The following is a 16,702-nucleotide window of genomic DNA, read 5'->3' as shown; positions in this document are numbered from 1 at the left end:
TTCAAAACATCCTTAACCCTTCACTGAATACCTTACGTTGTGAGACACGTTCATTATATGCATTGAGTGCTGCACGATTTTCTGACAGCCACTCTTCACTTTTTTTCTTGTGTACAGGGGCGATAGCCGCAACTTCCAGCCGCTTCGATATTTTAGCTTTGTAAATCAATGGGATTTTCACGATGAGTCTCCGCTTTTGCAGTAGCTTAATGCGTATTGCTGATGCGCATCAAGCATGGGTTTTACTCGCGTAGTGTTACCTGCATCTTTACCACTTTTTGTTTGCTGCTATTTATCCAAAGTCATACAACAGTGCGACAATCCTTGTAAATCATTAGCAGGAATTTTCGTATGTACAAGCAACTGTTTGCATTAGCCATGAGTTTTTTTAGTGCGGCACAGGTGATGGCAGAGCCGGTGAAAGGTGCTGTGACGGATAACGGCTGCCCCGCCGCGTTGAATTTCAGCGTGCGTGCGTTGGGTGAAGATAAGCCGGTGAATTTGTGCGAAACCTACAAGGGCAAGGTGGTGATTATCGTCAATACCGCGAGTAAGTGCGGTTTTACCCCGCAGTTTGAGGGTTTGGAGAAGCTGTACAGCACTTATAAAGACCGTGGGTTGGTGGTGTTAGGGTTCCCATCCAACGATTTTGCTGGGCAAGACCCCGGTTCGGAACAAGAGATTAAGGACTTTTGCGAGTTGACTTACGGGGTGAAGTTCCCGATGTTTGAGAAAACCCATGCGGCAAAGGCGAATGCTTCACCGATTTATCAGACTTTGGGTGAAATGGCGGGGGAATTTCCCAGTTGGAATTTCCACAAGTACGTGTTGAATACCAAGGGTGAATTGATTGGGAGTTTTTCCAGCTTTGTCACCCCGCAAAGTGACAAGCTGATTAAGTTACTTGAGGCGAATTTGCCGCAAAAATAGTGCGAATTGCGGCGCGTTAAAGCAGTTTGGCTTTGAATTTACGGCCTTTGATGGTGCTGTTGAGCAGGCGCGTAATGGCTTGCTTGGCAACGCTGCGTTCGACCGCGACGTAAGCGGCGTAATCCAGCACGTCGATTTTGCCGACTGCTTTACCATTGATCCCGCCTTCGCCAGTGAGTGCGCCGAGAATGTCGCCAGCACGCACTTTTTCTTTGCGTCCGGCGGCAATGCAGAGCGTGGCATTGGGCGGTTGGCGCGGGGTTAGCTGGCTGCCTTTGAGAGCGGAAATCACTTCAAACGGCAATTCGGCTTTTTGGGCAATGCCAATGTCGGCGAGTTTGTGGCGTTCGGCATCGGTCAATAGGTTGAGTGCTAAACCTTCTTTGCCTGCGCGTCCGGTGCGTCCGACGCGGTGGGTGTAAATCGCCGGGTCGTGTGGCAATTCGTAGTTAATCACGCACGGCAGGTCTTCAATATCCAACCCGCGTGCGGCTACGTCGGTGGCAATCAACAGGTTGAAGCTGTGGTGTTTGAATTGCACGAATACTTCGTCGCGGTCGCGCTGTTCCATTTCGCCGTGCAGGGCTTTGACGCTGAAACCGAGTTGGCTGAGGTGTTCGGTAATTTCGCGCACCCCGACTTTCATATTGCAGAAAATCACGGCGGAACTGGGTTTGAAATGCGCCAACAGGGTTTCGAGGGCTTGCAGGCGTTCGCTTTTATTGCAGATAAACGAGAGTTGGTTAATCGCATTTGCTTGATGCAGGGTGTCAGCTTTGACTTGTACCGGCGTGCGTTGAAATTGCGCACTTAAACGCTTGATGTCATCGGGGTAAGTGGCTGAAAACAGCAAGGTTTGACGGTATTTTGGAGTGAGGCTAATGATTTTGCCGATGTCTTCCATAAAGCCCATTTCCAACATGCGGTCGGCTTCGTCAAGCACGAGGGTGTGGATGTGGCTGAGGTCGATGGTGCGTTTGCCGATGTGGTCGTTAATCCGCCCCGGTGTGCCGACAATGACGTGCGCTCCGTGTTCGAGCGAGGCGGCTTGCGGCGCGAGTGGTTGCCCACCGCATAATACCACGACTTTAACATTGGCTTGATAGCGCGCTAAGCGGCGGATTTCATTGGCAACTTGGGTGCTGAGTTCGCGGGTGGGGCATAGCACTAAGGCTTGCGAGACGAAGTTTTGCGGGTCAAGTTTGGCGAGTAAGGTAATCCCGAATACGGCGGTTTTGCCACTGCCAGTTTTGGCTTGCGCGATTAAATCCGCACCTTGTAAGGCGTGGGGCAGGGCTTCGGCTTGAATCGCGGTCATGTGCTGATAACCGAGATTTTCGAGATTGGTCAGTTGGGTTTCGGGCAGATTTAAGGTGGCAAACGAAGTGGGCATGAGGCAGCTCTTGAATAAATGAGTGCTGCATGATAGCGGTTTTTCGCGGGTATTTGCCAACACTTATACTGAAGTAACACAATACCTGCATTAGAAAATACAAGGATTTCGGTATGAAAGTCAGCATTATTGGTGGAACAGGGTTCGTTGGCACATACATTATCGACGCTTTGTTACAGGCGGGGCATACGCCGCGAGTGCTGGTGCGCCCCGGTAGTGCGGGTAAACTGACCGCCGCCGCGCAATGCGAAACTGTTCCCGGCGATATTCGCGACACGACGGCGTTGGACGCTTGTTTGCAAGGCGCGGATGCGGTGATTTACCTCATCGGTATTTTGCGCGAATTTCCGGCAAAGGGCATCACCTACGAAGAAAGCCAGTTCAACGGGGTCGAGCGCACGGTGGCAGCGGCGCAACGTCAGGGCGTGCAACATTTCATCTTAATGAGTGCCAATGGCGTGAAAGCGGGCGGCACGAAATACCAAGATACCAAATTCCGTGCGGAACAATGCGTGCAAGCGTCGGGTTTAGCGTGGACGATTTTCCGCCCTTCGGTGATTTTCGGTGATCCGCGTGGCAAAGCCGAGTTCTGTACGCAATTGCAAAAAGAGTTGGTGTTACCGCCAATCCCCGCGCCGTTATTTTTTGCTGGGGTGAATATCCTGCAAGCGGGCAAATTCGAGATGCAGCCAGTACACGTGGAAGATGTGGCTCAAGCGTTTGCAGCGGCGGTGGATAATCCAGCGGCATTGGGCAAAACCTTCGCGCTGTGCGGGGCGGATGCGGTGAGTTGGAAACAGATTATCCAAACCCTAGCGCAAGCATCGGGGCGTAGCGGCAAATTAGCAGTGCCAGCACCGGCTGAAATCCTCAAAGTGGTAGCGGGCGTGTTGGATAAACAAGCGTGGTTTCCGATTACCCGCGACCAGATTGTGATGTTGCTGGAAGGTAATACCTGTAGCGATAGTGCCGCATGGCAAACGTTTGGCATTGCGCCAAAACGCTTTGCGCTGGAGAATTTGGGTTACTTGGCGTGAGTAGGGGTGAATTACTGCTATCTCCTACCTTTGTGGTATGGTAACAATCACCTACTTAAGCTAGTTTGATGACTTTGAAGGTTTGAGGCAAAACAGATGTCCGCAGAACATTCCACGGAAAAACGCATTTTGATGGCGATGCGTAAGACACTCGGTAAAATTATTCGTGATCTCACCCCGTCAGATTCTGCGGTGCAGTATCCGCTGTCTGACGATACGGTTGAAGACGTGAAAAAGTGTTTTGACCTGATTGCGGCGCGTGAGCGTGAGCTGGCGCAACAAGCCGGTTTAAACGTGCAAGACCGCCCGCACTTCATTGATGAAGAGCGCACTACCAATATCGTGTCCATGCAAGGGCTGAAAAAAAGGGCTGATTGATGCAACAGTTTAGCGATACTGAAATGAGCGCGTTAACCCAAGCGGTTGTGCATCATTTAGATGAGTGGAAAATCAGCGCGGAAGCCATGTTGTGTGTGTTAGGGCTGCCCGAAGAGGTGCGCCCGCGCCATATGCAGCAATACCGCCAAGGCGATAAAGCGTTCCCGCAAACCGAAGACATTATGCACCGCATTGATCATTTGGTGGGGATTGCGGATGCCTTGCGCACTACTTTTCCGTTTAGCAGCCAGATGCGGGTAATGTGGTTGCAAAAACCGCATCGGCGTTTCCAAAAACGTTCGCCGTTGACCGTCATGCTGGATGAAGGCACGGACGGCCTAATGAAAGTGCGCATTGAAGTCGACTGTGCCTACGGCTATGCGATCAACGACGCGCTTCAGGCGCAAGCCATGAAAGCGACGGCGTAAACACGCCTTGCTTGAATTTGTCGTTCCCGGTTTGTTCCAGCCGCTGCGTTTGTGGCGGTCGGATTTCGCGTTTGAGCCAGCCGCACCGGGTATCTTGCGTTTGTGTGCGGGGGCGCGTCGCGTTGCTGTGCCGGTGCGGGGTTTAGAAAATACCTTATTTGCTGCTTTGGGGCATTGCGCCGACGACGAACTGCCGATTGCTTATTACCGTTATTGCCTAGATTTTGGTGTGTCACCAACGGAACCGTTGGTCTGTGCTGATCCGGTGTGGATGCGCAGCGGCATTGATCAAGTTACCTTAAACGCCACGTTACCCACCCCAGACCACGCCGCCGCAACCCAGTTACAAGCGTTACTCAATGCGCATTTGGCACAAGACGGCTTGCGTTTGGTGAGTCAGCACCCGCAGCGTTGGTATTTACTCGGCTCGGCGTTAACGGGTGAAACCGCGCCGCGTACCGTGCCGTTGTCGCAGGCGTTGGGGCAAAGCGTGTTTGCGTTATTGCCGCAACAGAACCGCCGTTACTGGCATCGCTTACTCAATGAAATCCAGATGTTGTTACACGATAATCCGCATGGCATCAATGCGCTGTGGTTGTGGGGAGTAAGCGATTGCGCTCAACCGCCGGGTTTAACCCCGCGCTGGGATTCGGTGATAGGGAATAGTGTCACCGCGCAAACGCTGGCATTGGCAGCCAATGTGCCGTATCAGGCGGCTACCGCATTGGCACAAACTGATTATGCCAGCGGCAAGCATTTGGTCATTTTGGAAGATTTAGCCTTGCCCGCATTGGGTGATAATCCGACAGTGTGGCAAACGGCGTTGGACGCGCTGCAAACCGCTTGGTTTGAACCCGCCTTGGCGTATGCGCGTAACGGTCAAGTCACCCTAAGCAGTGCTGACGGGTGCGAATGGCATTGCCAGCCGCCAGCCGCTTGGCAATTCTGGCAGCCGCGTTTGGCTAGTTGGGCGCAACTTCTTGAATCTGCGTGATAATGCTCTCAAACCCACCGTCTTTAAGCTGGGTATAAACGCTTTGCCCCAAACGTAACGGTGCGGTTTCTTTAATCACGGCTCCGTGTGCATGTTGGCGCACAATGCTATAACCGCGTTCCAACGTCGCTAACGGACTCAGTGCGTGTAATTTCCCTACCTGCATCTGCAAACGATCCTGCGCCTTTCCCAATTGCTGTTGTAAACGTTGCTCCAACGCTTGTTGCCAATGCTCTAGGCGTTGTTGTTGCTGGCGAATCTGGCGCAGTGGCGATTGCGTGTGTAAGCGTGTTTGCGCGTGTGTCAGGCGTTGCGCATGGGTTTGCAAACGGCGGTTAAGCGCGGTGCGTAAGCGCAATTCCAGTTCATCGACGCGCTGAAAACGTTGTTGCAGGCGTTGTGTCGGGCGTTGATTGGCGAGGCGTTGTTGCAAACGTTGCAAATGTTCGTTGGCGTGCTGTAAGCGGCGTTGCTGGTGGCGTTGCAATTGCCACAACAGGCGTTGCGCGTGGGTTTGCAACGCGCCCATGTCCGGGCTGACTAATTCTGCCGCCGCCGATGGCGTAGGAGCGCGGACATCCGCCACGAAATCAGCAATGGTAAAGTCGATTTCATGCCCCACGCCGCTGATAACCGGCAAGCTGCAAGCATGAATCGCGTGCGCTACGCTGGCTTCATTAAATGACCACAAGTCTTCAATAGAACCGCCGCCCCGCGCCACAATCAATACGTCGCAACGCTGTTCGCGGTCGGCTTGGCGAATCGCATTCACAATTTGCTCTTTAGAACCTTCGCCTTGCACCAATACCGGATAAACCACTACCGGAATTTGCGGGCAACGGCGTTTCAATACGTTCAAAATATCGCGCACTGCCGCACCCGTGGGCGAAGTAATCACACCAATGCAGCGCGGAAATGCGGGTAACGGGCGTTTGTGTTCGGGGGCGAATAAACCTTGCGCTTGCAGGGTGTGTTTGAGTTCCTCGAACTGGCGTTGCAATGCACCAACTCCGGCATCTTCCATGTGTTCGATAATGAACTGGTATTCACCGCGCGGCTCGTATAAACCGACTTTGCCGCGCACCAACACTTTCAAGCCGTTTTTGGGTGCGAGTTTGAGGGTGGCGGCACGTCCTTTAAACATGGCGCAGCGCACTTGCGCACCCGCATCTTTCAGGCTGAGGTAAAGATGACCAGAAGACGCACGGATAAAGTTTGAAATTTCGCCTTCGACCCATAAAGCGGGGAAGCCTTGGGCGAGGTGTTGCCCGACTTCGGCGTTGAGTTGGGTGATACTGAAAATGATACGTTCGGTTTGCATGGGGTCACTCTATAAAAAAAGCCGGGGAATGTCCCGGCTTTTTCCACAACAAACATCGTGAGAGTTGATGTGTTAGCTCTTCGCGCCCGCTGCCGCAGGGCCAGCCGTTTTAGCTTTTTCAGCTTGCTCTTGGCCTTGCTTACCCGCAGTTTCAACGGCTTTAGCAATTTTCAGTGCGTCTTCTTTCTTGCCATCGTTAGCCGCTTTGATAGCGTCTTCTAACTGTTTGCTGGCAGATTTGCCACCCCAGTTCCACTCAAAGCCTGCTTTTTTAGCAGCATCGTTAGCCGCTTGTGCCGCGTCGATTGCTGCTTTTACGTCAGCATCAGCGTCAGCTTTCAGTGTTACTTTTTCTTCTGCTTTAGCAGCTTCAGCCGGTTTAGCGTCTGCTGGTTTTTTGTCATCAGCAGCCCATGCAGTAGAAGCCATAACAGATAATGCCACCGCAGCGAATAGTGCTTTCAAGTTCATGTGAGTTCCTCCTCTCCTAGAATTACGTCAATGAGATAAATCAAATTGCTTGAATTACTCTGGGGCGTATTGATAGCAGTTTACCGCTTCGAGGTCAAACTCTATAATGACGTGCTTATTTCTCACAGACGGACATAAGCCTCATGCGAATCCTTCAGGAAGCCCTTACCTTCGACGACGTTCTGTTAGTGCCTGCACACTCCACAGTTTTGCCTGCCGATGCCAATCTGAAAACCCCTTTGACCCGTGATCTTTCCCTAAACATTCCGCTGTTATCTGCTGCGATGGATACAGTGACCGAAGCTCGCCTAGCGATTGCGCTGGCGCAAGAAGGCGGGATGGGCATTATTCATAAAAATATGAGTATTCAGGCGCAAGCAGATCAAGTGCGCACGGTGAAAAAATACGAAAGCGGCATTATTAAAAACCCGATTACGGTTGCTCCTGATACTACCATTAGCGATGTGTTGGCGTTGACCCGTGCTAATAATATTTCCGGCGTGCCTGTCGTACAGGGCGAAGATTTGGTCGGTATCGTCACCGGACGTGACCTGCGTTTTGAAACCAAGCTGGATCAACCCGTCAGCACCATCATGACCCCCAAAGAGCGGTTGGTAACGGTCGAAGAGGGCGCGAGTAAAGGCCAAATCCGCAAATTGCTGCACACCCACCGTATCGAAAAAGTGCTGGTCATCAACGATAAATTCCAGTTACGCGGTTTGATTACCGTGAAAGACATCCAGAAATCCACCGATTTCCCGAATGCGTGTAAAGACGATCAAGGCCAATTATTGGTCGGTGCAGCGGTTGGCGTGGGTTACGGCACGGAAGATCGGGTGCGTGCGCTGGTCGAGGCGGGCGTGGACGTGATCATTGTTGACACCGCGCACGGGCATTCGCAAGGAGTGTTGGATCGGGTGAAGTGGGTTAAAGACAACTTCCCGCAAGTCCAAGTCATCGGCGGCAATATTGCCACGGGTGAAGCAGCATTAGCTCTAGTGGCAGCGGGTGCGGATGCGGTGAAAGTGGGTATCGGCCCCGGTTCCATTTGCACCACTCGAATCGTTGCGGGTGTCGGCGTGCCGCAAGTGTCTGCGGTAATGAATGTGGCGAAAGCACTGCAAGGCACGGGCGTACCGTTGATTGCTGATGGTGGTATCCGCTATTCCGGCGACATTGCCAAAGCCTTGGCGGCGGGGGCGCATACCGTGATGTTGGGCGGGATGTTCGCGGGGACGGAAGAAGCACCGGGCGAGGTGGAATTGTTCCAAGGGCGTTCGTACAAGTCTTACCGTGGCATGGGTTCACTGGGGGCGATGGCGAAGGGTTCTAGCGACCGTTACTTCCAGGATGGTTCGGAAAATGCGGCGGATAAGCTCGTGCCGGAAGGGATCGAAGGGCGTGTGCCGTACAAAGGGCCGCTTGCACCAATTATTCATCAGATGATGGGCGGTTTGCGTTCCAGCATGGGGTATGTGGGCTGCAAGGATTTGGAAGAGATGCGTACCAAGCCGCAATTTGTGCGGATTTCCAGCGCGGGTATGCGTGAATCACACGTTCATGACGTGACTATTACTAAAGAATCGCCTAATTATCGGGTGTAAGAACCCCTCACCCCCAACCCCTCTCCCTCAAGGGGCGAGGGGAGTAAGAGAGTTGTTATGACACAGAATATTCATGCTGACCGCGTACTCATTCTTGATTTCGGTTCGCAATATACGCAGTTGATTGCACGGCGTGTGCGCGAGGTTGGGGTTTATTGTGAGATTTACCCGTGGGATGTGGAAGCGGAAGCGGTTGCGGCATTCGGTGCGAAGGGCATTATTTTGTCCGGTGGCCCTGAATCGGTGACGGATGCGGAACCACCAAAAGCACCTGAGAATGTGTTTACGCTGGGTGTGCCGGTGCTGGGCATTTGCTACGGAATGCAGACGATGGCGGTGCAACTCGGTGGTGCGGTGGAATCGTCCAGCCATTGCGAGTTTGGTTATGCGCAAGTGCGGGCGCGTGGGCATACCGAATTGTTGTGTGAAATCGAAGACCATGTGACTGCCGACGGTTTTGGTTTGCTGGATGTGTGGATGTCGCATGGCGATAAAGTCACCGCGATGCCGGAAGGCTTTAAGCTGATGGCAAGCACCGATTCCGCGCCGATTGCGGGGATGGCGGATGAAGCACGGCATTTCTACGCGCTGCAATTCCACCCTGAAGTGACGCATACCAAGCAGGGCAAGCGCATTTTACAACGCTTTGTGCAGGGCATTTGCGGTTGTGCAGGGTTGTGGACGACGGCGAATATTATCGACGAAAACATCCGTACCGTGCGTGAAAAAGTGGGTTCGGATGAAGTCATTCTGGGCTTGTCCGGCGGGGTGGATTCGTCCGTGGTCGCGGCTTTGTTGCACAAGGCGATTGGTACGCAATTGACGTGCGTATTCGTGGACACTGGCTTGTTGCGTTACCGTGAAGGCGATCAGGTGATGGCGATGTTCGCCGAACACATGGGCGTGAAAGTGATCCGTGTGGATGCGGAGGAACGTTTCCTGTCAGCTCTCGCGGGTGTCACTGACCCTGAGAAGAAGCGCAAGATCATTGGCGGGTTGTTCATTGATATTTTCGATGAGGAATCGTCCAAGTTGACCAGTGCGAAATGGTTGGCGCAAGGCACGATTTACCCCGATGTGATCGAGTCTGCTGGGGCGAAAACGGGCAAGGCGCATTTGATTAAGTCACATCATAATGTCGGCGGTTTACCAGAAAACATGAAGCTGGGGCTGGTCGAGCCGTTGCGTGAATTGTTTAAGGATGAAGTGCGCGTGATGGGCGTGGAACTGGGTTTGCCGCCGGAAATGGTTTACCGTCATCCGTTCCCAGGCCCCGGTTTGGGGGTGCGGATTCTGGGTGAGGTGAAGAAGGAATACGCGGATTTGCTGCGGCTGGCTGACCATATCTTCATTGAGGAACTGCGCAAGCATGATTTGTATGACAAGACTTCGCAGGCGTTCGCGGTGTTTTTGCCGGTGAAATCGGTGGGCGTGACCGGCGATGGGCGGCGTTATGATTACGTGATTGCGTTACGGGCGGTGGAGACGATTGACTTCATGACGGCGCGTTGGGCGCATTTGCCGTATGAGTTGTTGGATCTGTTGTCGCGGCGGATTATCAATGAGATACGCGGGGTTTCTCGTGTGGTTTATGATATTTCGGGGAAACCTCCGGCTACGATTGAGTGGGAGTAAGAAGAGAAAAGACCCTCACCCCCAGCCCCTCTCCCGCGAAGCGGGCGAGGGGAGTAAGAGGGGATGGGGTTAGTCGTAGTGGTAGCGGCAGGCGATGATGGTTAGGTATTCGTCGTCTGCTGCGTAGACTATGAGGTTAGTTTCATCAATGCGGCGTGACCAAAAGCCTGCTAGGTTGTGCCGCAGTGGTTCGGGTTTGCCTAAGTTCAAGTTGATTAACAACCCACTGCGTTTACGTTATATTCCCTGTGGGTGTGTCTTATAACCTCGCAACAGGAATCCCAACTGTGCCGCCAGATATTTTCATCAGTTTTGCTCACGTCGATGATCAGTCGTTTGCTAATCAGCAACAGGGCTGGATTACGCATTTCACCAACCATTTGCGTAATGAATTAAACCGGCGGATGGGTCGCAAAGACAATTACCATTTTTGGAAGGATTTCCGCTTGCAGGGTAATGATGCGGTCACGCCGGAAATTGAGCAGCAGGTGACGCAAGCAAATAAGTAACTAGCTAGAAGTTTCCACGTATAAGATCCTGCTGGTGTAAACTGGTAGTTTGTCACTTAAGAATGTCCGCACCGATGAAATTTGCCCAGCCGATCCCTGAAGAAATCCGCGTGACCTTGCAGGAAATGTATATGAACCACCCTACATTCCGCTGTCGTCAACGTGCGCAAGCAATTTTGTTGAGTACACGCGGCTTTACCCTTGCGGAACTGTGGTCAATCTTGGATGTACGGCGCGATGCCATCAGTGAGTGGCTCGACCGCTGGGAACATGAAGGGCTGCTGGGACTTTACGACCGTCCCCGCTCTGGTTGCCCCCGGATATACACAGAAGCTGAAGTAGCGTTGTTGAAAACCCTAGTGGACGAAGAGCCACGCCAAATCAAGACGGCTCAAACCAAACTGGCTGATCTAACCCAGAAAGTAGCCAGTACCAGCACCTTGAAACGCCTGTTAAAAAAAAGTTCCACTACCTCTGGAAGCGGATGCGTAACTCATTGAAAGATAAACGTGACCCCGTGGCTTTCAAGCGTGAGCAGGAAATTCAAGCATTACTCCACCAGCAAGCGGCGGCTGGCAAGTTGCTTATTTACTACTTCGATGGTTCAGGTTTTACCACAACTCCTTGCGTCCCTTACGGGTGGCAGAAACGGGGGAAACACGCAGGCTACTCACAGCTCAGAGCAAACGCTTGAATGTCTTGGGTTTTATGAGCCTAGACAACGATAGTTTTTTCCACACGGTGGAAGGGCGCGTTGACTCACAAGCTGCCATCGCCGCCTTTAATGCCTTTGCTGACCGTTATGCCGAAGAATTTGCACAAACAAAAATACCTTGCTTGGTTATTCTGGATAACGCCCCGATACAAACCAGCAAAGCCTTTCTTGGTAAACGTGAAGATTGGATGTTGGCGGGAATTTGCTTACATTTTTTGCCAACCTACAGCCCTGAACTCAATCCTATCGAAATACTCTGGCGAAAAATCAAATATGAATGGTTGCCGCTGGATGCCTATAAAAGCTACAAGGACATGAAGGAACTGGTGTTAGCTATACTGGCTGGCTTTGGCGAAAAATACACGATAACTTTTGGATAATTACTTACGTTGGTGATTCTGTTTTCCACGGGCTGGATGGCTTCGCCGTGGTGTCAAAAGGAACTGGAGCTGTTTCAAAGCAGTCACCCCGACCTCAGTAAGCGCATCTTCGTGGTTGAGCTGGAGCGCGTAGCGATGGCTGACAAACCCGTCATTATGCAGGATTTGCTCAATTACCCGTTTTGGCGTGTGACCGATAAAGACCGGGTGCGGCAGTTAGGCTTCCCCGTGCCGCAAGCCACTGACACCGATTATTTCGAGCGGCTGGTGGATTTGTCGTATGACATTGCGGCTACCTTGAAAACGCTGCAAACCAGCACTGCCCAACCTGCCGAACCACCCAAAGCCACGGTGTATGTCGCGCCAGTGGATTACCCCTTGTATAGCCATCGTTCCAACCTGATCAGCGAGTTAAAGCAATTTGGTATTGCCGCTTTGCCTGCTGCCAACGCGCATGACCTCAATATCGACGCGAATTTGGCGCAATGTTCTCACTTCGTGCAATTGCTGGATGCGCATTACACGATGGGGATTCCTTGTAACCAGCATTTCACCGCTGAGGTGGCGAAAAAACCGATCCTGCAATGGCGTGACCCCAAACTCGATTACGCGGGCGGGCATGTGCCGGAAGAACAGCGCAGGTTGTTGGAAGGGAAAACAGTGATTGCTGCGCCGTTGGCAGATTTCATTCGGATGGTGCGCGAAGCGGTGTTGCCCAAACCGAAACCTGTCGATGAAGAAACGCCGAAAGTGAACGGTGAAAAGATGGTGTTTGTCCACGCAGCGCAAGAGGATTACGCACGTGCAGATTGTGTGGCGAATACCTTGTGTGACAAGGGCTTTTCGGTTGTATTACCCGTTTACCAAGGTAAACCTGAACGTATCCGCTCAAGCATTGAACGTGGCTACCAGCGTTGTGACGTGCTGTTGATGTTGTACCAGCAAGCATCCCCGGATGTCGTGGATGACTTTTTATATGATGCGCAGGCGGCAATCGTGAGACGGGAGAGCAAGCCTAGGATTCTGATCTGTCAGGACGCTGAAGCAGAAAGCTTGTCGGTGCGTTTGCCCGGAATGAGAACATGGGTGTGTAACAGCGAGTTCGATGAACACTGCCTTGAACAGTTTTTGGCGGAGGTGGAAGCATGAGCCGCCCTAAACTCCAGCCATACCCCGGTTTACGGGCGTTTGAACGCTACGAATCGCGCATTTTCTTTGGGCGGCAGCAACAAGTCGATGACCTGCTGGCGCGGCTCAAGCAACACCACTTCTTGGCGGTGCTGGGCGCATCCGGCAGTGGCAAATCGTCGCTGGTGAAAGCCGGGTTATTGCCGGGGCTGGAAAAAGGCTACATGGGCGAAGTCGGTTCGCGCTGGGCGATTGCTGAAATGCGCCCCGGTGATCAACCGTTTGTGCGGCTGGCAGAAGGGTTGTTGGCGGATAAGGTGTTTGCGGAAGTGCAGGGGATGGAGGGGAATTCCGCCGCACTTGCCGCCGAATTACGCCGTGGCTCTCGCAGCCTGCACGAAATCCTCAATCACGCGCCGTTGCACGCAGGCACACGCTTGTTGGTGCTGGTTGACCAGTTTGAGGAAATGTTTCGCTTTCGGGAGCAGGAGGAAAATCAGGCGGCGGCATTCGTCGCGCTGTTGTTGGAGGCTTGCACCCACCCGGATGTGTACGTGGTTATCACCATGCGTTCCGATTTCTTGGGGGCTGCGGCGGAATTCCACTGCTTGCCGGAGGCGATCAACGCCGGGTTGTACCTCACGCCGCGTTTGTCGCGGGAACAGTTGCGTGATGCGATTAGCTTGCCTGCGCAATTGTTTGGCGGGTCGGTGGAAGACGCGCTGGCAAACCATCTGTTGAATGAGGCGGGCAATGACCCCGACCAGTTGCCGTTGTTGCAGCACGCGCTGATGCGGTTGTGGGAAAACGACGCGGATAAAATCCTCACGCTCGTTGAATACCGGGGCTTGAGGGGTTTGCGCGGGGCGTTGAATGACCACGCGGAACAGGCGTGGCAGGAACTGGATACTGACGGGCAGGCGGTTGCCGAAGCGATGTTCCGCGCCCTCACCGAACGCAGTAAGGATGGGCAGGACATCCGCCGTCCGCTCAAGGTGCAGGCGTTGCTGGACATGACCGGGGCGGATTTGCCGACCCTGACGCGCATTGTCGATACTTTCCGCCAGCCGGGGCGCAATTTCCTGATGCCGCCACCGCAAGTGGCGTTGACGGCGGATACGGTGCTGGATATTAGCCATGAAAGCCTGATCCGCCAGTGGCAGCGGCTGCAAGGCTGGGTGGTGGCGGAAGGCGACAAGGCAGCGATGTATTTGCGGCTGCTGGAGGGGGCGCAGCGTCATGCGGATGGGCGTGGGGAGTTGTGGCGCGGGACGGATTTGGCGGTGGCGCGGGAGTGGCGGGAGAAGACGCAGCCCAATGGGGCTTGGGCGGGGCGTTATACCCCTCACCCCCCGCCCCCCTCTCCCTCAAGGGGCGAGGGGGAGAAAGAGGTAGGTGGGTTTGGATTGGCGATGCAATTCCTCAACGAGAGTGAAACCGAGGAGCAGCGTATCCGCGAGGCAGAGGAAGCGCGGCGCAAGGCGGAATTGGCGCAGGCGCGGCGGCGGTTTGGGTTGTCGTTGGTGGGTTTGCTGATTGCGGCGGGCTTGGCGGTGTGGGGGGCGGTTGAGCGTAACCGTGCCGAGGAACAGACCGTGCAGGTGCGCAAGACTGAGCAGGCGCGTACCGAAAGCCTGTTTGACTCCACCCTGACCCACGCCTCACTGCTGACCAAGGTGGAAGATTTCGCGGCGACTGCCACCAAGCTGGACAACACCCGCCCGCTGGATGCGGACATCCCCGCGCCGCGCCGCCATGCCCGCGACCTGCTGGCGGGCTATACCACCATTATGGGCGGGGCAGCGCAAGCCACCTTGCAGGATGGCGACCAGCGTTTGCCGTCATTGAATGGCGATGTTGCCATCAGCCCGGACGGGCATTGGCTGGCAGCCTCCGGCGAGCGCGGCACGGTGGCACTGTTTGAGCGAGCCAGCGGCAAGCTGGTGCAGAAGCTGGAGGGGCATAACGCAGAAGGCAGGTCAGCAGAAACTTCTGTTTATGATATTGTTTTCCACCCGAACGGGCAGTGGCTGTTTTCCGGCGGTGCGGATGGGCAGGTTATCCGCTGGGCATTGCCGCAGGCGGGGCAAGCCGCCAAGGTGTTGCAGCAGTGGCCGACAGACAGCAAGGTGTGGGCACTGGCGTTGACCCCGGATGGCAAGGTGCTGGCGAGTGGGCATGGGGGTGGCAAGATTCGGTTGTGGGAAAGCGGGGAGGAGCAAGAGGAAGAGGGTTCGCCGAAGTTGTTGCAGGTGTTGGAAGGGCATAGCAAGATGATTGCCGAGGGACGGAGTTTGACTTTCAGCCCGAATGGGGAACGGCTCGCCAGTGCGTCTTATGACAATACCGTGCGTTTGTGGGATTGGCGCAAAGGCAGCAGTTTGCAGGTGTTGGCAGGGCATAATGATGCTGTGCAGGGTGTGGCATTCAGCGCGGATGGGCAAACCTTGGCAAGTTCCAGTGCCGACCAGAGCATCATCCTGTGGGATGCAGCCAGCGGGCAAGCACTGCGGCGGCTCAAAGGTCACCAGAATATGGTATTTGGTTTGCAATTCCTGCCTGACGGGCTGCTGGCTTCTGCCAGTAGCGACAACACCATCCGCCTGTGGGATGTGGCGACCGGCATTACCCGGCGCATCCTGCAAGGGCATACGGCGGCAGTGACGGGTTTGGCATTGTGGCAGGAGCAAGCAAGCGTGCTGCTGTACAGTGCCAGCACTGATGGCACGGTGAAACGCTGGGGTGGGGAGTTGCCGGGGCAGTGGCTGGTGGATTTGCCGGGTGAGCCATTGGGGAATGCCGTTAATTCTGCCGGAAACCGTTTGGCTGTTTCATTTGCGGATGGTGTTGTCAGGCTTTATTCCATCCCGGAGATGGCATTGCTGTCCGAAACAAAAGCGCACAGCAGCCAAATATATTCCTTGAACTTTAGCCCTGACGACTCCCGTTTGGCTACAGCGGGGTTTGATACAGTGGCAAAAGTGTGGGACGTAAAAAATGACAAACTTTCCCTTTTCAAAGAATTGAAAGGGCATACGGATGCTGTTTTCCGCTTGGCTTTCTCCCCCGACGGTTCCCGCCTCGCCACCGCCAGCTACGACGGGCGCATCGGCCTGTTTGATCTGGCGGGGGATGGGAAAACGCTGTTTGAAGCGCATGAGGGCAAGGTCCCTGCCGTCAGTTTCGCCCCGTCAGGCAACGTTTTGGCAAGTGTCGGAAATGATGATTTCAAGCTCAAACGCTGGGATTTGACCACCCAACCACCGACCGCCACCACGCTTGCCACCGCAACCGATGCTATTCAGTGGGGCAGCCTCAGCCCGGACGGTTCCCAGCTTGCCAGCGTGGGGCGCGATGCCACCGTCAGCGTCTACCCCACCAGCGGTACTGGCACACCCCTGCGCCTGAACGGGCATGAACAGGCGGTGTTGAAAGCCATTTTCAGCCCGGACAGCCGCCAACTGGCAACGGTGAGTAGTGACATGACCGTGCGGCTGTGGGATTTGGACACGCAAAGCGAACTGTTCCGTTTGCGTTTGCCGACAGAGTTTTCTACACCTTCGCCGCTTTGGGACTTCGACTTCCGTTGTACGCCGACAGGTTGCTGGATTGCCGTGCCGCTCACGTCGGGGAAGCTGGCGTTGTATAACTTGGGGAAAATTGATTATTGAGTTTGGGTGTGAACAAAATCCATACATTTGTTCACGCCCCTTCTGTTTCCGTTTGTTGACAGATGCCGTTGACCCATTGGCATCTCTGCCCAAATCCTCTATGATGAA

General features: G+C 54.1%; 17 protein-coding genes. 12 read left to right on the top strand and 5 right to left on the bottom strand.

Annotated elements, in window-relative coordinates; genetic code table 11:
• Window position 1: 1 nt before the first annotated feature.
• Window positions 2-181, bottom strand: coding sequence for a type II toxin-antitoxin system CcdA family antitoxin (locus J9260_RS10340; protein WP_210217706.1), 180 nt, complete (start codon window positions 179-181; stop codon window positions 2-4).
• Window positions 182-351: 170 nt separating this feature from the next.
• Here J9260_RS10340 and J9260_RS10335 point away from each other — a divergent pair, with 170 nt between their 5' ends.
• Window positions 352-930: a glutathione peroxidase gene (locus J9260_RS10335; RefSeq protein WP_210217705.1), complete on the top strand. Its 579-nt coding sequence runs from the start codon at window positions 352-354 to the stop codon at window positions 928-930.
• Window positions 931-946: 16 nt separating this feature from the next.
• On the opposite strand, the gene dbpA is transcribed toward J9260_RS10335, so the two are convergent.
• Window positions 947-2,323 carry an ATP-dependent RNA helicase DbpA gene (gene dbpA, locus J9260_RS10330; protein ID WP_210217704.1) on the bottom strand — a complete coding sequence of 459 codons (1,377 nt, stop codon included), beginning with the start codon at window positions 2,321-2,323 and terminating at the stop codon, window positions 947-949.
• Window positions 2,324-2,436: 113 nt separating this feature from the next.
• On the opposite strand from dbpA, the gene J9260_RS10325 reads away from it, so the two are divergent.
• The 4 genes from J9260_RS10325 (at window position 2,437) to J9260_RS10310 (ending at window position 5,160) form a co-directional block, all read left to right on the top strand.
• The gene (locus J9260_RS10325; protein ID WP_210217703.1) at window positions 2,437-3,360 is read left to right on the top strand and encodes an NAD(P)H-binding protein; all 924 of its coding nucleotides are present in this window, start codon (window positions 2,437-2,439) and stop codon (window positions 3,358-3,360) included.
• Between the two features lie 96 nt (window positions 3,361-3,456).
• Window positions 3,457-3,738: a segregation and condensation protein A gene (locus J9260_RS10320; protein ID WP_210217702.1), complete on the top strand. Its 282-nt coding sequence runs from the start codon at window positions 3,457-3,459 to the stop codon at window positions 3,736-3,738.
• Window positions 3,738-4,166 (top strand): DUF2384 domain-containing protein, encoded by a 429-nt coding sequence (locus J9260_RS10315; protein WP_210217701.1) that lies wholly within the window; start codon window positions 3,738-3,740, stop codon window positions 4,164-4,166. Before J9260_RS10320 ends, J9260_RS10315 begins: the two co-directional genes overlap by 1 nt.
• A 7-nt stretch (window positions 4,167-4,173) precedes the next feature.
• Window positions 4,174-5,160: a hypothetical protein gene (locus tag J9260_RS10310; RefSeq protein WP_210217700.1), complete on the top strand. Its 987-nt coding sequence runs from the start codon at window positions 4,174-4,176 to the stop codon at window positions 5,158-5,160.
• Here the strand turns inward: J9260_RS10310 and xseA are convergent.
• A complete protein-coding gene (xseA, locus tag J9260_RS10305; RefSeq protein ID WP_210217699.1) occupies window positions 5,129-6,481 on the bottom strand; it encodes an exodeoxyribonuclease VII large subunit in 1,353 nt (450 codons plus the stop codon). The genes J9260_RS10310 and xseA overlap by 32 nt on opposite strands.
• A gap of 72 nt (window positions 6,482-6,553) precedes the next feature.
• Window positions 6,554-6,952 carry a hypothetical protein gene (locus tag J9260_RS10300; RefSeq protein WP_210217698.1) on the bottom strand — a complete coding sequence of 133 codons (399 nt, stop codon included), beginning with the start codon at window positions 6,950-6,952 and terminating at the stop codon, window positions 6,554-6,556.
• Between the two features lie 143 nt (window positions 6,953-7,095).
• Between J9260_RS10300 and guaB the strand changes: the two genes are divergently transcribed.
• On the top strand, window positions 7,096-8,556 hold the full coding sequence (gene guaB / locus J9260_RS10295) for an IMP dehydrogenase (protein WP_210217697.1): 1,461 nt from the start codon (window positions 7,096-7,098) through the stop codon (window positions 8,554-8,556).
• A 57-nt stretch (window positions 8,557-8,613) separates the two neighbouring features.
• Complete coding sequence (gene guaA / locus J9260_RS10290; RefSeq protein WP_210217696.1) at window positions 8,614-10,191, top strand: glutamine-hydrolyzing GMP synthase; 1,578 nt, start codon at window positions 8,614-8,616, stop codon at window positions 10,189-10,191.
• Between the two features lie 69 nt (window positions 10,192-10,260).
• On the opposite strand, the gene J9260_RS10285 is transcribed toward guaA, so the two are convergent.
• Window positions 10,261-10,401, bottom strand: coding sequence for a Txe/YoeB family addiction module toxin (locus J9260_RS10285; protein WP_425520091.1), 141 nt, complete (start codon window positions 10,399-10,401; stop codon window positions 10,261-10,263).
• Between the two features lie 77 nt (window positions 10,402-10,478).
• Between J9260_RS10285 and J9260_RS10280 the strand changes: the two genes are divergently transcribed.
• From J9260_RS10280 to J9260_RS10260, 5 genes are all read left to right on the top strand, one after another.
• Window positions 10,479-10,700: a hypothetical protein gene (locus J9260_RS10280; protein ID WP_210217694.1), complete on the top strand. Its 222-nt coding sequence runs from the start codon at window positions 10,479-10,481 to the stop codon at window positions 10,698-10,700.
• A 74-nt stretch (window positions 10,701-10,774) separates the two neighbouring features.
• Window positions 10,775-11,200 (top strand): helix-turn-helix domain-containing protein, encoded by a 426-nt coding sequence (locus J9260_RS10275; protein ID WP_210217478.1) that lies wholly within the window; start codon window positions 10,775-10,777, stop codon window positions 11,198-11,200.
• Between the two features lie 139 nt (window positions 11,201-11,339).
• Entirely contained in the window at window positions 11,340-11,795 is a 456-nt protein-coding gene (locus J9260_RS10270) for a transposase (RefSeq protein ID WP_210217479.1), read from the top strand.
• Between the two features lie 12 nt (window positions 11,796-11,807).
• A complete protein-coding gene (locus J9260_RS10265; protein WP_210217693.1) occupies window positions 11,808-12,944 on the top strand; it encodes a toll/interleukin-1 receptor domain-containing protein in 1,137 nt (378 codons plus the stop codon).
• Window positions 12,941-16,594 (top strand): nSTAND1 domain-containing NTPase, encoded by a 3,654-nt coding sequence (locus J9260_RS10260; RefSeq protein ID WP_210217692.1) that lies wholly within the window; start codon window positions 12,941-12,943, stop codon window positions 16,592-16,594. The genes J9260_RS10265 and J9260_RS10260 overlap by 4 nt, the downstream gene beginning before the upstream one ends.
• The last annotated feature ends 108 nt before the right edge of the window (window positions 16,595-16,702 follow it).

This window comes from Thiothrix unzii, assembly GCF_017901175.1.
Classification (GTDB): Bacteria; Pseudomonadota; Gammaproteobacteria; order Thiotrichales; family Thiotrichaceae; genus Thiothrix; species Thiothrix unzii.
This window is presented reverse-complemented; position numbering and strand designations above follow the sequence as displayed.

Bases quoted from the DNA above. Each gene is read 5' to 3' on its own strand.
- J9260_RS10335 (WP_210217705.1), top strand. From the start codon at position 352: ATGTACAAGCAACTGTTTGCATTAGCCATGAGTTTTTTTAGTGCGGCA.
- dbpA (WP_210217704.1), bottom strand. From the start codon at position 2,323: ATGCCCACTTCGTTTGCCACCTTAAATCTGCCCGAAACCCAACTGACC.
- J9260_RS10325 (WP_210217703.1), top strand. From the start codon at position 2,437: ATGAAAGTCAGCATTATTGGTGGAACAGGGTTCGTTGGCACATACATT.
- J9260_RS10320 (WP_210217702.1), top strand. From the start codon at position 3,457: ATGTCCGCAGAACATTCCACGGAAAAACGCATTTTGATGGCGATGCGT.
- J9260_RS10315 (WP_210217701.1), top strand. From the start codon at position 3,738: ATGCAACAGTTTAGCGATACTGAAATGAGCGCGTTAACCCAAGCGGTT.
- xseA (WP_210217699.1), bottom strand. From the start codon at position 6,481: ATGCAAACCGAACGTATCATTTTCAGTATCACCCAACTCAACGCCGAA.
- J9260_RS10300 (WP_210217698.1), bottom strand. From the start codon at position 6,952: ATGAACTTGAAAGCACTATTCGCTGCGGTGGCATTATCTGTTATGGCT.
- guaB (WP_210217697.1), top strand. From the start codon at position 7,096: ATGCGAATCCTTCAGGAAGCCCTTACCTTCGACGACGTTCTGTTAGTG.
- guaA (WP_210217696.1), top strand. From the start codon at position 8,614: ATGACACAGAATATTCATGCTGACCGCGTACTCATTCTTGATTTCGGT.
- J9260_RS10275 (WP_210217478.1), top strand. From the start codon at position 10,775: ATGAAATTTGCCCAGCCGATCCCTGAAGAAATCCGCGTGACCTTGCAG.
- J9260_RS10260 (WP_210217692.1), top strand. From the start codon at position 12,941: ATGAGCCGCCCTAAACTCCAGCCATACCCCGGTTTACGGGCGTTTGAA.